Below are 15,045 nucleotides of genomic sequence, written 5' to 3'. Positions count from 1 at the left end.
TAGTAAAAAATACAAAAATGGAGTGTGTAAATATGGATTTATTAAATAGTGTTGTTGCGGTTACAGGTGGAGCGTCAGGATTAGGGGAAGCGACAGTAAGAAATACGGTAGCAAATGGAGGTAAAGCGCTAATTCTTGATTTGAACGTTGAAAGAGGAAATAGCTTAGTTGAAGAGCTTGGTTCTGATAATGTCCTTTTTATTAAAACGAATGTTGCTGAGGAAGAGGAAGTAAAATTTGCTTTAAATCAAGCGGTAGAAAAGTTTAAGAAAATTACAGCTGTAGTAAACTGTGCTGGAATTGGACCTGCTCAAAAGACGCTTGGTAAAAATGGGCCATTTGAATTAGCAGTCTTTAAAAAGGTGATCGATGTAAATTTAATCGGAACGTTTAATGTTATTCGTTTAGGAGCAGAAATTATTGCGCAAAACGAACCAAATGAAAATGGAGAAAGAGGCGTGATCGTGAATACTGCTTCTGTTGCTGCATTCGAGGGACAAATTGGACAAGCTGCGTATAGTGCGTCTAAAGGCGGAATTGTTGGGATGACACTTCCAATCGCTCGTGATCTAGCAAGCTATGGGATTCGAGTTTTAACGATTGCACCTGGGTTATTTTTAACGCCATTACTTGATAGCGCTCCTGACCATGTAAAAGAAGCATTAGGTGCAATGGTACCATTCCCTAAACGGTTAGGTCATCCTAGTGAGTATGCTCATCTTGTTCAATCAATTATTGAAAATCCAATGTTAAATGGTGAAGTCATTCGTTTAGACGGTGCGATTCGTATGCAACCTAAGTAATTAGTAACGATTCAATTTTAATAAATTACATTTTATGAGGTGATTAAAAATGACATTAGTTAAAGTAGAAAAGCAAAATCAAATTGCGATTGTAACGATCGATAATCCTCCAATGAACACGTTGAGTCCAGAGGTAATTACCGAATTAGGTACTACATTTTCAGAACTTAATGCTGACGGTAGTATCTTAGCAATCTTGATTACAGGTGCAGGTGAGAAAGCATTTGTGGCAGGTGGGGATATAAAAGATTTCCCACAAAAAATAGGGAATGCCAATTTAATCGCATCGTTTATGGAAACACATGAGGTGTTTAATCGCATCGATTTTTCTCCTAAGCCAACGATTGCCATTTTAAATGGATATACACTTGGGGGCGGTTGCGAATTAGCCATCGCCTGTGATCTTCGAGTAGCTGAAGAACAAGCAATGATCGGAGTTCCGGAGTGTACACTTGGATTATTACCAGGAGCGGGAGGTACTCAAAGGCTACCGCGTTTAATTGGAGAAGGAAGAGCGAAGGAATTACTTTTCACCGGGGAACATCTTACGGCTAATGAAGCGATGAAAATTGGCCTTGTAAACCGAGTAGTACCTAAAGGTCAAGGATTAGAAGCAGGTCTTCAACTTGCGAAGAAAATTTGTAAAAATGGACCTGTCGCTGTTAGAAATATTAAAAAGGCAGTCGATGAAGGATTGGAATTACCATTTCAAAAAGCATTAGAAAGAGAGGCTGAATTATTCCAAGAGCTTTTTCTAACGGAGGATGCTAAAGAAGGTGTTGGAGCATTCATCGAAAAAAGACGACCACAGTATCAAGGAAAATAATTTAGTAAAAAATAATATGCATTTGTAAAGGGTGACATGAAAAATGGAGCTAGGTTGTTTACATTCACGATTACCTATATATGCGAAAAATAAGCCAAATGACATCGCGGTAGTTTACGAGGATACTAGAAGAACATTCAAGGAATTTTATGAAAGAGTAAATGCTTTAGCTAATTCACTTATAGAGGTAGGAGTTAAAAAGGGATCACATGTCGCAGTATATATGAGGAACCGAATAGAGATGATCGAAATTTTTTATGCGCTTTCAACTGCTGGAGCAGTAGCAGTACCAATCAATTATATGATTGAAGGAAATGATTTACGAACATTAGTGAATAGTTCGGATGCTACACATGCGATTGTTGAAGCTGAACGATTAGAAGCATTTGAACATGTTTTGGATGTTTTACATACGGTCACTAGTAGCTCCACAATCATCGTCGGTGGAAGTCGTAGCTATCCATCATACCATAGCTACGAGCTTTTAGTTGAGCACGGTTGGATCGAACCACCTAATGTTGATGTGACTGGTAAAGACGTTGCCGCTATGATTTATTCATCTGGAACTACGTCCTTACCAAAAGGGATTATGATTACACATGAAATTATGATTTATCGCGCCTTAATGTCGGCAACGGAGTGGAATTTCAATTATAAAGATACTTGGCTAATATCCGTACCGTTATATCATAGTGTCGGAAATTTAGCTTCATTTTACTTAGGGGTAACGGGTTGTAAACTAGTATTAACTAGAGAATTTGAACCAAGTAAAATATTAAATATCATACAGAATGAAAAAATTACAGTGGCATTCTTTGTACCGACACAGTATGTCGTGATGTTGCAGGTTCCAGACTTTGATGATTATAATCTATCATCTCTAAAACTATTGTTATCAGCAGCGGCACCATTAGCAGAATCCGTAAAAAAACGTATTTTAGAAAAATTTAAAACAAGTTTAACGGAATACTTTGGCTGCTCGGAAACAAGCTTCTTTCTTCAGCTTCGCCCTCGTGACATTTTACATAAAACGAGCAGTATCGGCCATCAATTAGAGGATTTTGAGGTGCGTCTTGTAAATGATGAGGGGCTAGATGTTGGGATTGGAGAAGAAGGGGAGTTTGTTGTTAAGGGAAAAAGTTTATTTAAAGAGTATTACAAACTACCTGAAGTAATGCAGAATTCATTTTTAGCCGATGGTTGGTTTAAAACTGGCGACATGGGGAAAGTGGATGAAGATGGTTTTTATTATTTGCTTGATCGTAAGAAGGATATGATTATTAGCGGAGGCGTGAATATTTATCCAAAAGATATTGAGGAAATTATTTTTACACATCATTCGGTAATGGACTCGGCAGTAATCGGCGTTGTTGATGAGAAGTGGGGAGAAGCCGTAAAAGCGGTTGTTGTTTTAAAAGAAGGATCACAGATTGATGAAGAACATTTGATGGAATATTGTAATCAGAAACTAGCAAAATTCCAACGGATTAAATATATCGAATTTGTCTCCTCATTACCGAGAAACCCATCTGGAAAAATATTAAAAAGAGAGTTAAGACTTAGAGGTTAATATGAAACATTACGATATAAATAAATGATTTCATGTTATAAGAAAAGAGGAATTGTTGTAGTGAACAATTCCTCATTACTATTTAGTCCTTATATTTCTTATGCTTTACAATATAAATTCATTTTTTTATAAAACTGTGAGCGACTAATTCCTAATAGTTTAGCCGCTTCTGTTCGATTCCCATTTGCTAATTGTAATGCCGATTCAATTGCTTCTTTTTCTGCATCATTAATCTTTTGTTTATATTGAATTGTTGTAGAATTAGTTTTCAGCACTTCTTTTGAGTCCTGGCCAAGATTAGATTGAATTTGTATTTCATTTACTGCATCAATTTCATCAATATTACGTATATGTTCAGGTAGATGCTTTAGCTCTATGACTTTACCGTATAAACAATTCATCGCTCTTTCAATGATATTTTCTAATTCCCTAACATTTCCAGGCCATTTATATGCTTTTAGTTTTTTCATTACTTCTGGAGAAATCGTAATATTGTCGATCCCCATTAAATGACTAAACTTTTTGCAAATTGAATTGGCAAGTAGAGGGATATCTTCAATTCGGTTGATTAAAGATGGAATTTGAATCGCAATGACATTTAATCGATAATAAAGGTCTTCACGGAATTCTCCTAAAGCTACCATTTCTTCAAGGTTTTTATTCGTAGCCGCAACGATCCTAACATTTACATTGATTGTCTCAGTACCACCTACACGCTCGAATTCACGCTCTTGAAGTACTCGAAGTAGTTTGACCTGCATTGATAATGGCATATCACCAATTTCATCTAAGAATAAAGTACCATTATTTGCTTGTTCAAATCTTCCTATTTTTCCTCCGCGCTTTGCACCTGTAAAGGCACCATCTGCATAACCAAAAAATTCAGATTCCCAAAGGTCACTCGGCACAGCAGCACAATTTATTTTTACGAATTTTCCGCGCCTATTCGATGAGTTATGAATTCCGCGAGCGAAAAGTTCCTTTCCAGTACCACTTTCTCCTAGTAAGAGTATATTAGAAAATCCATTTGCTACTTGTCTTGCAAACTGTTTTAGCTCTGACATACTTTTATTTTGAGAAATAATATCTTCAAGATCAAATTCCGTTCCATTAAATTTGGAAAGTTCAGTTCGATAATATGAAACTTCTTTTTCTAAAGAATCAAGACGCTTCATGACATTTTTCCAATTGTTTAAATTTCTATAGCGTATATTCCCGACAGCACCAACAATTTGATCCTTATAAACGAGTGGTATTTTTCCAATAAGGCATTGAGTTTTGCCAATTTTAACTGCTTCAATTTGTTCGCCTGTAAATTCACCAGTTAGTGCGGTCTCCAATCTCATTTCAGGAATTTGTTCCTGAACAGGTTGATTTAGTAAGGCCTTTTGAGTGGTGTTAAAGACCTCACAAGCATGTTTATTTGCTAATCGAATAGTTCCTTTATGATCGATTAAAATGTATCCATCATTAGAGGATTCTGTAATCGTTTGTAATGTTTGTTCTAATCTTTTTGTTATTTCAAGTTCGTCCGCAATTGTTTCGTATTCTGTTAATTCTTGAATTAAAATTAGCCCGGCCCAAGAATAATCATAAGCGGAAAGTATGTTACAAGTAACAAGTAATTTTTTTTCATTAATCGTAACATGACGGAGAACAAACTTCTCAGTAGTAAACTCTAGAGATGATAAAATATCGTGTAAATCAGGGAATATATTTTCGAGCGGCATACCAATAGACGTCTCACATGAACGGCCACACATTGTTTCTGCTGCTGAATTCATTACCGAAATCAATCCTTCATGATCAATTGCCAATGCCCCTGTGTGCATATGTCTGAGCAAAGAATTTATCGTATCTCCAAATGCATCAAAGCCTAACCGAGAGGAACGATTAATGTCCGCTTGGGAAAGGATACCTAATACATCATTTTTTTCTGAAACGACGATTGTATTAGCTATTTGGTGCTCCTTTAAGACTTTTGTACTTTCTATTAATCTTTCATTATCAAAGACTGTAATGACATCTCTTAAGAATAATGACTCAATCTTTTCGTTTAACGGAAAATCTTCTAATAAGGCACGATATAGCAAGGAGCGTGAAAAAGCTCCTAAAAGTTGATTGTTTTCATCTACAACAGGAATAATACCAATTTTAAGATCATGAAATATTTGGATAGCTTCACGAAGGGTGCTTGCTTTTGTAAGCGTTTTTATTTTATGTGTCATTGCCTCTCTAACCAACATATTTATCTCTCTCCTAGTTTTTCATTTGATTACATTATTCAATATTAGACATCAAAATCCTTTGAAATTTTACAAATTTTTAGTTTATTTGTGTTTTTTAGAAAACAACTGTCTTAATTTATAGACAAAATTAGTCAGATTAAATTGGTAATTGGGTGAAAATGACTACTTGGAAAATATAGAAGAAAATCATTAATAAACGACTCATCGATCCCTAAAAAACAACTGTTCATAAAATCGGACACTATTACGAAAAAAATGGACATTAATTAAAGAGGATGTCCTAGATTGTAGACAAAAATATGCGACATGAACGGTTGGAGCAATATTAACTAAGATTTTTAGTTTGGCATACATTTTGCTAATTATCTTTATAGAGGAACTTAACTTAAATTTCTAGGAGGTCATTCTAATGTCAAAAGTAGCATCAGAAGGAAAACAAACAACAAGAAGATTTTTAGGAGAAGAGCATCAAATTTTTAGACAAGCTTTTAAAAAGTTTTTAGAGAAAGAGGCAGTTCCTTATATTGATCAATGGGAAGAAGATCGACTAGTTCCGTTAACTTTTTGGAAAAAACTTGGTGAACAAGGATTTTTATGTCCGTGGGCTGATGAAAGATACGGTGGGTTAAACGCAGATTTTGGATACAGTGTTGTGATGACAGAAGAACTAGTCAATATTGGTATTGGCCAATCAGCGGCTATTGGTCTTCATAATGATATTATTATGCCGTATATTCAAAATTACGGAAATGAAGAACAGAAATCACGCTGGATTCCAGGTGCAGTATCCGGAGAAATTATGTCAGCAGTTGCAATGACAGAACCTGGAACGGGATCTGACCTTGCTGCGATCAAAACGACAGCAGTGAGACAAGGTGATTATTTTGTATTAAATGGAGAGAAAACCTTCATTTCAAATGGTATTTTAGCAAACTTAATTATAGTGGCTGTTAAAACAGATCAAAAAGCAGTACCTGGACATAAAGGAATAAGTTTAATTGTCGTTGAGGAAGGAACTCCAGGCTTTAAAAGAGGTAAAAAGCTAAATAAAATAGGTATGCATGCGCAAGATACGGCAGAACTTATTTTTGAGGATGCTTTAGTGCCAGTTGAAAATTTACTTGGTGAGGAAAATAAAGGTTTCTATTATTTAATGGAAAAACTTCAACAAGAAAGACTCATGATTTCAATTACTGCATTAAATAGTGCAAAAAGAATTCTCGATATAACACTGAACTATGTGAAGGAACGCAAGGTATTTGGTAAACCAGTAGGATCATTCCAAAACACGCAGTTTAAATTAGCTGAGCTTGCAACAGAAATTAAGATTGGTCAAACATTCTTAGACGATTTAATAGTCAAACATATCGCGAAAGAAAATGTAGTAACAGAAGTATCGATGTCTAAATGGTGGATTACTGAACTAGCTAAAAAAGCAGCAAATGAATGCTTACAGTTGCATGGTGGATACGGTTATATGGAGGAATACGAGATTGCAAGATGGTATCGAGACGTAGCTGTCATGTCCATTTATGCAGGAACGAATGAAATCATGAAGAGTATTATTGCAGGGAAGTTGGGAATTTGAAGAAAGCTAGAGTTCAAATAAAGAAGCCTATAAAAAGGGGGATTTAGTAATGAATAATAATGTAAAAGTAATTGGAGTAGATATGGTCAAGTTTACGAAGCCGGGTAAACAAGAGCCTTATGAAATGATGGCTTCAAAGGCAATTAGTGGAGCAATTAAGGATGCAGGAATCGATTTTAAAGAAATTAAACAAGCATTTGCTAGTTATGTATATGGAGATAGCACATCTGGTCAAACAGCCTTATACAAAGTTGGAATGACCGGTATTCCAATTATTAATGTCAATAACAACTGTTCGTCTGGATCAACAGCACTATTTTTAGCAAGACAAGCTGTTGCATCGGGTGTAGTTGATTGTGCTTTAGCGTTTGGATTTGAAGAAATGAAGCCGGGAGCATTAGGAAATGTATGGGGAGATCGCACCAATCCGTTGCAATCTTTCCTAGAAAGACTAGATGAATTAGATCCTGGAGCACCTGAAAACACTGGAGCGGCAAGAATATTTGGTGCAGCGGGAACTGCATATGTTCGAAAATATGGTGCAAACCCAGATATTTTTGCAAAAGTAGCAGTTAAAACACGAAATCATGCAGTGAATAATCCATATGCTATTTTTAATACGCCTTTAACAGTGGAAGAAGTATTGAACTCACCAGTTATTCATCCACCATATTTAACAAGATTTATGGCGTGCCCTCCATCTTGCGGAGCTGCTGCAGTTATTGTTTGTAGCGAAGAATTTGCTCGCAAGCATGGGAAACAAGATGCAGTAGAAATAGTAGCTCAAGCGATGGCAACAGACACATTTAAGTCATATGAAGATGAACTTCAGATTGTTGGAGCAGACATGACGCGTAGAGCAGCTAAAGAAGTATACGAAAAATCAGGTATTGGACCGCAAGATGTTGATGTAGTTGAATTACATGACTGTTTTACACCAAACGAAGTTATTACATATGAAGGCTTAGGACTTTGCGGTGAAGGTGAAGCAGAAACATTTATTAATAATGGTGACAATACGTATGGTGGGAAATATGTAGTAAATCCATCTGGAGGATTAATGTCAAAAGGACATCCACTTGGGGCAACTGGATTGGCACAAAGTACAGAACTAGTATGGCAATTACGCGGTCAAGCAGGTCAAAGACAAGTGAATAACGCAAAAGTAGCATTACAACATAATTTAGGGCTTGGGGGAGCTGTTGTTGTAACGATGTATAAGAAGGCTTAATTGCTTTAAAGGGGATTCTTTTAAAATAGTATAGTCGTAAAGTAAAACTTACTAGACGTATCATTCATATACATATGACCGTGATGATCATCATAAAAGTAAGTAAATCATAGATTTGAAGGGAAATATCATTTTATTGAGGTAAAGGAGATAACTTATGAGTCTACTAAATGGATTAAAAATATTAGATTTTTCAACTTTATTACCTGGTCCATATGCAACGATGATGCTAGCAGATCTTGGCGCAGAAGTATTACGCGTCGAATCACCAACTAGACCAGATTTAGTACGAGACGGATATCCACAAGATGGGAAAGATTCAGTTGCACATGGATACATAAACAGATCGAAACAGTCGATTGCTTTGGATTTAAAAAAGGAAGAATCAATTAATATCGTAAAAAAATTAATTGAAGAATATGATATTGTGATGGAACAATTTCGTCCTGGTGTAATGGAAAGATTAGGTTTAAGCTATGAAGAATTAAAGCTGATTAATCCTAAACTAATCTATTGTTCGATTACAGGATTTGGACAAACGGGTCCTTATCGAAATCGCGCAGGACACGATAATAATTATTTATCGATTTCAGGAGTTGCAAGTTATTCTGGACGTAAAAACACCGGACCATCACCAGCTGGGGTTCAAATTGCAGACGTTGCTGGAGGTTCATTACATGGTGTAATCGGGATATTATCAGCTGTTATTTATCGTAACCGAACTGGCGAAGGACAATGGCTAGATATTAGTATGACAGATTGTAGCTTTGCATTAAACGCATTAGCGGGACCAGATTGCTTAATGGGTGGAATTAACCCAGAACTAGAAAGTACAATGCTAAATGGTGGAACATTTTATGATTACTATGAAACAAAAGATGGACGCTACTTTTCTGTAGGGAGTATTGAACCACAATTTAGAAAATTACTTTGTGTAGGAATCGAAAGAGAGGATCTAATCGAACTTAGCTTTAGTTCAAAATCTGAAGATCAGATGGCGTTTAAAGAAGAAGTAAGAAATGCCTTTCTCACAAAAACATTTAACGAATGGAAAGCAATTTTTGAACTTTTAGATGCTTGTGTTGAACCAGTTCTTACACTTAAAGAAGCAAGTGAGCATCCACAAATTGTTGAGCGAAATATGATCGTTGATGTTCCAAAGCCTAACGGTGGTTATCAAAAACAAATCGCAAGCCCAATTAAGTCGAATGTATTTGTTCCTACCTATAGACATATTGGGGCAGGGCTTGGAGAGAATACGGAAGAGACGATTGGTAAATTAGTTTAATTTTAGTAGATGAAAAAGGAGATTCGTAGATTAATCGAGTTTCCTTTTTCAGTTTCTTGAATGGCTCGTAATAAATTAAAAATTGTTAATTTTACTATATTAATATTTTATTTGAAAAATTATCAGAAAAATTGTTGAATTCTGTGTTTTATGGTGGTAATATAGCTACAATACATTTTTTTAGAGAATGGAGGACTTGGTTTAGGAATCATTTTTTTTACCTTTTTACCTAACGTTTGTTAGGTAAGTGTTGTAAGGTGTCACTTAACTCAATGCTAATAAGTGAGTATTTTTTTTATTCTATTACCTAACATGTGTTAGGTAGATGTTGTTGGAATGACATTTAACACCATGCTGAGAAAGGAATATTTTTTTTACCCAATTACCTAACACTTGTTAGGTAGGTGATGTTAGCCGTGATTTAAAATTATTCTAGCAAAAGAAAAAGAGTTCATATTACTAAAAGGGCATTAGTTAAGTGTTATGAGAATGTTGTAAACTATAGATAATACAAAAATATGAGTGAATGAAAGTATTCTTATTTTTTTAACTCATTACCTAACATACATTAGTTAGGTTTTATAGGGGGACTGTATTAACTATGACTACTAAACCAACAAAATCGACAAAAGAAAATATTAAAGAAGCAGCAACAAAGTTATTTGCTAAAAAAGGATATTCAGGAATGACAATTAGAGAAATTGCTAATGAAGTAGGGATTAAGCCACCTTCTATTTACGCTTTTTTTGAAGGAAAGGATGATATTTTTCTAGCTGTCTATAAGGATGCATTAAACGGGCATTTATCAATTGTTGAATCGCAGCTTAAAAACACCCAATCTAAAAAAGTTCAGCTTTATTCAATTTTAAAATCAGCGATCGATTTTCAATATAAGGAGGATCTTAAAGCTAAAATTATCGTACGACTTATGACATCTCCACCAGAGATTATAAAGGAAGATATTATAAAAAGATTCGGTTCAATGGAATTAAATGAATATAAAATTCTTTCCGAAATTTTTAGACAAGGTATTGAAAATGGCGAAATAAAAGAGTCTGATAGTCATGCGTTAGCATTGTCATTCCAATGCATAATGGACGGGCTGTTTTGGCAAATGCACCGACACAGTGAGGAAGAAATTTATGCAAGATTAGATATTACGTTTAATCAATTTTGGAATGGCATTGAAAAATAAAGATTAGTCTACAAATTGGTTAAAAAAATGGGGAGGTTTAGAGAAATGGCAAGTAAATCAACTATTGGAGATGATTATTCACTATCTAGAGTTCCGAAGTCGGCGCGATTACCGATGTGGGATATTATGCTTGTACGAGTTGGTGCTCTAGCAACATTATCTCAGTTTATGTTAGGTGCTTCATTAGGATTTGGGATGACATTTTGGCAGGCGTTTTGGGCGACTATGTTCGGAAGCGTTTTGTTACAAATTGTTAGTTTCCTATTAGGATACGCTGGAGCACGTGAAGGTCTTTCTACTAGTCTATTATCTCGTTGGACTGGATTCGGAAGATATGGCTCCAGTATTATCGGCTTTGTCGTTTCGATTTGTTGTATCGGCTGGTTTGGAGTACAGAACTCCGTATTTGCGAATGGATTAGTCGAGGCAACCAATGGCAAATTAATTCTTCCCGTTGCTGCTGCACTGACTGGAATAGCCGTAACTGCTTTAGTTATTTTTGGATTTAAATTATTAAGTCTAACAGCAAAAGTTGCAGTTCCAGCTTTTCTAATTGTAGTAGGATTTGGTGTTTATAATGTTCTTAGTGATCATTCGATTTTTAGTTTAATAGGATCTCCTCCTCCAGGTGGTGCATTATCAATTGGAGTTGGTGCAACAATGGTTGCCGGAGGATTTATGATTGGTGCTGTAATTACACCAGACTTTAGTCGATTTGCTCGAAGCGGAAAAGATGTTTTTTGGATGACAACGATTGGTACTATAGTTGGAGAATTAGGTGTTAGTATGATTGCTGTATTAATGTCACACGCAGCAAAAACTAGTGATGTTGTTAGTATTATGCTTCAAACATCAGGTTGGATAGGCGCAGCAGTTGTTGTTTTCTCAACAGTAAAAATCAATAACTTGAACTTATATTCTTCATCTCTAGGATTTACAAATATTATCGATACGATTTTTAAAGTAAAAGTAAATCGTGGAATTGTAACACTTGTAATTGGTTTAATCGGAACTTTATTATCTATTCTTGGTATTCTTGATCGATTCGTTGATTTTCTAGTTTTCCTTGGCGTCATGATTCCACCGATTGCAGGTATTATGGTCATTGATTACTTTGTGTTAAAAACTCATCGAAAAGCATTGGATGAAAGTAGGGAGAAGGGAACTTTACCGGCTGAGCCAGAAAGATTTAATCCAGTGACATTCATTGCATGGGCTGCAGGATTTGCAGCTGGATATTTTGTTAAATTGGGTATTCCATCGATTAACTCACTTGTAGTAAGTGGCATCATTTATTACGTTGGAGTTTTAATTTTGAAAGCAATTAAAAATAAACGAGTTGTGGATGAAAAAATTACAGCTTAAAAATTCTGAATGTTGGGGGTATTCTGAAAATGAGAAAGATAGGTAAACAAGAAATTGAAGATATTGCAGTAGGTGCTGCCTTACTAGGTACAGGAGGAGGGGGCGACCCTTACATAGGAAAGCTAATGGCTCTTCAAGCAATTGAAGAATATGGTGAAATTACTTTATTAGATGTAGATGAAGTGCCAGATGATGCATTAGTCGTACCGTCAGCGATGATGGGTGCGCCAACTGTCATGCTAGAAAAAGCACCAAGTGGAGAAGAAGCAATTGTCGCATTTCAAAATCTCGAATCTTATTTAGGTAAAAAAATATATGCAACGATGCCAATTGAAGCAGGTGGTCTGAACTCCATGCTACCTCTTGCACTAGCTGCAAGACTAGGAATACCTGTCGTTGATGTAGATGGTATGGGAAGAGCATTCCCAGAATTGCAAATGGTTACGTTTTATCTTGATGGCGTTTCAGCAACACCAATGGTTCTTGCTGATGAGAAAGGAAATACTTCGGTACTTTCAACGATCAACAATCTATGGACTGAACGAATTGCCCGTGCAGCAACAATTGAAATGGGTGGATCTGTTATGACTGCCATTTACCCGATGTCAGGAAAAAATTTAAAAGATAGTGGAATTCGAAACATCCTTCAGCTTGAAGAAAACTTAGGAAGAGCAATCAGACTTGCTAAACAAAACAACGCAGATCCAGTATCAGAAGCGTTAAAATGTGCAAACGGCTTTGAATTGTTCCGAGGAAAAGTAACTGACATTAATCGAAAAACTGAAAGTGGATTTGCAAAAGGGATCGCTACATTCGAAGGCATTAATGATTATAAAGGAGAAACACTTGAAGTTCGTTTCCAAAATGAGCACTTACTAGCACAAATAGAACAACGTCTACTTTGTGTAACGCCTGATTTAATTGCAGTGCTTGATGCAGAAACAGGACTCCCAATTACAACTGAAGGCATTCGATACGGTGCAAGATGCGTAGTAGTTGGCATTCCTTGTAATCCAAAATGGAGAACGGAAAAAGGAATTGAAACCGTTGGACCAAAATACTTTGGCTACGATGTTGACTATATTCCAGTAGAAGAACTTGTTAAAAAAGGAGTGACATTATAATGAGTACATACAGAATTGGAATCGACGTTGGTGGAACACACACAGATGCAGTACTTTTAGATGAAAACAATCAAGTAGTGTCCGAAACAAAATCACCTACAACAGAAGATGTAGCAACAGGGATTTATACAGCATTAAAGAAAATTATCGGCGATGCGAATGTACCAAGAGAACAAATTAAATACGCAATGCTAGGAACAACACATTGTACAAACGCAATCGTAGAAAGAAAAAGACTAAATAAAATCGCAGCAATTCGGATCGGTGCTCCTGCAACTTTAGCCGTAAAACCGCTAATCGGTGTACCTGATGAACTACGTGCGGCGTTCGGAAAGCATATCTATTTAGTTCGCGGTGGACATGAATTCGATGGAAGAGAAATTGTCTCTTTAGATGAAGCACATTTGTATCAAATTGCGCATGAAATCGAAGGGAAAGTTGATTCTGTAGCAATTACTTCAGTATTTTCACCTGTATCGAAAGAACACGAAGAAAGAGCAAGTGAAATTATGAAGGAAGTTCTTGGAGAGAATGTAGCTGTTTCTTTATCATCAGAAATCGGTTCAGTAGGATTACTAGAACGTGAAAATGCTACGATTATCAATGCCGCAGTTGTGGATGTTGCAAAAACAGCGGCTGATGGATTCATAAATGCATTAAAAAATGAAGGAATTGAAGCAAAAGTATTTTTCGGCCAAAACGATGGCACATTAATGTCCGTAGAATACGCAGTGAAATATCCAATCTTTACAATCGCATGTGGTCCAACGAACTCATTACGTGGTGCATCTTACCTGACTAAAAGCTCAGATGCAATCGTTGTAGATGTAGGTGGAACAACATCCGATGTTGGTGTGTTAATTCAATCATTCCCACGTGAATCTTCACTAGCAGTAGAAATTGGTGGAGCACGCACTAACTTCCGTATGCCTGACCTAATTTCAATCGGACTTGGCGGCGGTACAATTATTCGCATTAAAGACAACGGAGAATTCACCGTTGGACCTGACAGTGTCGGCTATCGCCTTCCAGAAAAAAGCTTAATTTTCGGTGGGGATACTTTAACTACAACAGACGTGGCCGTAGCACTTGGAAAAGTAGAACTAGGCGACGCATCAAAAGTAGCTCATTTAGATAAAGAGATATTAAATAAAGTTTATGCAAAAATGGTAGAGCTAGTTGAAGAAGCAATCGATAAAATGAAAACTAGCGCTGAAGATGTGCCAGTTATTCTTGTTGGTGGCGGTAGCATACTGCTTCCTGAAGACTTAAAAGGAGCATCAGAAGTGATCCGCCCACAACATTCAGGTGTAGCTAATGCAATTGGAGCGGCCATTTCACAGGTAAGTGGTCAAGTAGAACGAATTTACAAATTAGTAGAATTAACGCGTGAACAAGCATTGGAAATGGCAAAAGATGAAGCAAAACAAGAAGCGATTAAAGCTGGGGCAGATCCTGATAATTTGGTGATCGTTGATATTGAAGATGTGCCACTTGCTTACTTGCCTGGTAATGCGACTCGTGTAAGAGTGAAGGCAGCTGGGGATTTGGCGCAGGTTGAGGTTAATGAATTGGTTTGATATTGATTTTTGGGGCACCTTCTTTTTTGGGGTGCCTTTTTTGTGCGTAAAGGGTAGAAGTCTGCTCATAAAGTACATCGTCTTGCTTTATAAATGGGGTCAAACAAATGAAGTTTATGTTTAGTATTCCGAACACAGTGTGAACTTTATTGATAAAGTAGTGAACTTTGTTGATAAACAGCTGATTTTTATTGATAAAGTAATGTTTTTTTAAGTTAGTCTAAAA

11 protein-coding genes are annotated in these 15,045 nt (G+C 36.3%); 10 read left to right on the top strand and 1 reads right to left on the bottom strand.

Going from position 1 to position 15,045, the window contains the following annotated elements; translation table 11 throughout:
* Positions 1–32: 32 nt before the first annotated feature.
* Genes CN692_RS16885 through CN692_RS16875 form a run of 3 tightly spaced genes read left to right on the top strand, consistent with a single transcriptional unit; the run spans position 33 to position 3,199 of the window.
* On the top strand, positions 33–803 hold the full coding sequence (locus tag CN692_RS16885; RefSeq protein WP_098120341.1) for a 3-hydroxyacyl-CoA dehydrogenase: 771 nt from the start codon (positions 33–35) through the stop codon (positions 801–803).
* A 49-nt stretch (positions 804–852) separates the two neighbouring features.
* Entirely contained in the window at positions 853–1,629 is a 777-nt protein-coding gene (locus CN692_RS16880) for an enoyl-CoA hydratase/isomerase family protein (protein ID WP_098120340.1), read from the top strand.
* A gap of 43 nt (positions 1,630–1,672) precedes the next feature.
* Positions 1,673–3,199 (top strand): class I adenylate-forming enzyme family protein, encoded by a 1,527-nt coding sequence (locus CN692_RS16875; protein WP_098120339.1) that lies wholly within the window; start codon positions 1,673–1,675, stop codon positions 3,197–3,199.
* 98 nt (positions 3,200–3,297) lie between these two features.
* On the opposite strand, the gene CN692_RS16870 is transcribed toward CN692_RS16875, so the two are convergent.
* The gene (locus CN692_RS16870; protein WP_098120338.1) at positions 3,298–5,445 is read right to left on the bottom strand and encodes a sigma-54-dependent Fis family transcriptional regulator; all 2,148 of its coding nucleotides are present in this window, start codon (positions 5,443–5,445) and stop codon (positions 3,298–3,300) included.
* Between the two features lie 412 nt (positions 5,446–5,857).
* Here CN692_RS16870 and CN692_RS16865 point away from each other — a divergent pair, with 412 nt between their 5' ends.
* The 7 genes from CN692_RS16865 to CN692_RS16835 all read left to right on the top strand — a co-directional run bounded on the left by CN692_RS16865 (position 5,858) and on the right by CN692_RS16835 (position 14,819).
* On the top strand, positions 5,858–7,036 hold the full coding sequence (locus tag CN692_RS16865; protein ID WP_098120337.1) for an acyl-CoA dehydrogenase family protein: 1,179 nt from the start codon (positions 5,858–5,860) through the stop codon (positions 7,034–7,036).
* Positions 7,037–7,085: 49 nt separating this feature from the next.
* On the top strand, positions 7,086–8,267 hold the full coding sequence (locus CN692_RS16860) for a lipid-transfer protein (protein WP_098120336.1): 1,182 nt from the start codon (positions 7,086–7,088) through the stop codon (positions 8,265–8,267).
* A 157-nt stretch (positions 8,268–8,424) separates the two neighbouring features.
* Entirely contained in the window at positions 8,425–9,555 is a 1,131-nt protein-coding gene (locus CN692_RS16855) for a CaiB/BaiF CoA transferase family protein (protein WP_098120335.1), read from the top strand.
* A 601-nt stretch (positions 9,556–10,156) separates the two neighbouring features.
* A complete protein-coding gene (locus CN692_RS16850; RefSeq protein ID WP_098120334.1) occupies positions 10,157–10,750 on the top strand; it encodes a TetR/AcrR family transcriptional regulator in 594 nt (197 codons plus the stop codon).
* 45 nt (positions 10,751–10,795) lie between these two features.
* Positions 10,796–12,115 carry a purine-cytosine permease family protein gene (locus CN692_RS16845; protein ID WP_098120333.1) on the top strand — a complete coding sequence of 440 codons (1,320 nt, stop codon included), beginning with the start codon at positions 10,796–10,798 and terminating at the stop codon, positions 12,113–12,115.
* A gap of 29 nt (positions 12,116–12,144) precedes the next feature.
* A complete protein-coding gene (locus tag CN692_RS16840; protein ID WP_098120332.1) occupies positions 12,145–13,239 on the top strand; it encodes a DUF917 domain-containing protein in 1,095 nt (364 codons plus the stop codon).
* Positions 13,239–14,819, top strand: a complete 1,581-nt coding sequence (locus CN692_RS16835) for a hydantoinase/oxoprolinase N-terminal domain-containing protein (protein WP_098120331.1) — start codon at positions 13,239–13,241, stop codon at positions 14,817–14,819. The genes CN692_RS16840 and CN692_RS16835 overlap by 1 nt, the downstream gene beginning before the upstream one ends.
* The last annotated feature ends 226 nt before the right edge of the window (positions 14,820–15,045 follow it).

It is taken from the genome of Bacillus sp. AFS002410, from assembly GCF_002556365.1.
Lineage (GTDB): Bacteria > Bacillota > Bacilli > Bacillales > Bacillaceae_G > Gottfriedia.
The sequence above is the reverse complement of the archived record's forward strand: the minus strand, read 5'-3'. Positions and strand labels throughout refer to the sequence as shown.

Excerpts from the sequence above, each read along its gene's own strand:
- CN692_RS16885 (WP_098120341.1), top strand. The coding sequence starts at position 33 with ATGGATTTATTAAATAGTGTTGTTGCGGTTACAGGTGGAGCGTCAGGA.
- CN692_RS16880 (WP_098120340.1), top strand. The coding sequence starts at position 853 with ATGACATTAGTTAAAGTAGAAAAGCAAAATCAAATTGCGATTGTAACG.
- CN692_RS16875 (WP_098120339.1), top strand. The coding sequence starts at position 1,673 with ATGGAGCTAGGTTGTTTACATTCACGATTACCTATATATGCGAAAAAT.
- CN692_RS16870 (WP_098120338.1), bottom strand. The coding sequence starts at position 5,445 with ATGTTGGTTAGAGAGGCAATGACACATAAAATAAAAACGCTTACAAAA.
- CN692_RS16865 (WP_098120337.1), top strand. The coding sequence starts at position 5,858 with ATGTCAAAAGTAGCATCAGAAGGAAAACAAACAACAAGAAGATTTTTA.
- CN692_RS16860 (WP_098120336.1), top strand. The coding sequence starts at position 7,086 with ATGAATAATAATGTAAAAGTAATTGGAGTAGATATGGTCAAGTTTACG.
- CN692_RS16855 (WP_098120335.1), top strand. The coding sequence starts at position 8,425 with ATGAGTCTACTAAATGGATTAAAAATATTAGATTTTTCAACTTTATTA.
- CN692_RS16850 (WP_098120334.1), top strand. The coding sequence starts at position 10,157 with ATGACTACTAAACCAACAAAATCGACAAAAGAAAATATTAAAGAAGCA.
- CN692_RS16845 (WP_098120333.1), top strand. The coding sequence starts at position 10,796 with ATGGCAAGTAAATCAACTATTGGAGATGATTATTCACTATCTAGAGTT.
- CN692_RS16840 (WP_098120332.1), top strand. The coding sequence starts at position 12,145 with ATGAGAAAGATAGGTAAACAAGAAATTGAAGATATTGCAGTAGGTGCT.
- CN692_RS16835 (WP_098120331.1), top strand. The coding sequence starts at position 13,239 with ATGAGTACATACAGAATTGGAATCGACGTTGGTGGAACACACACAGAT.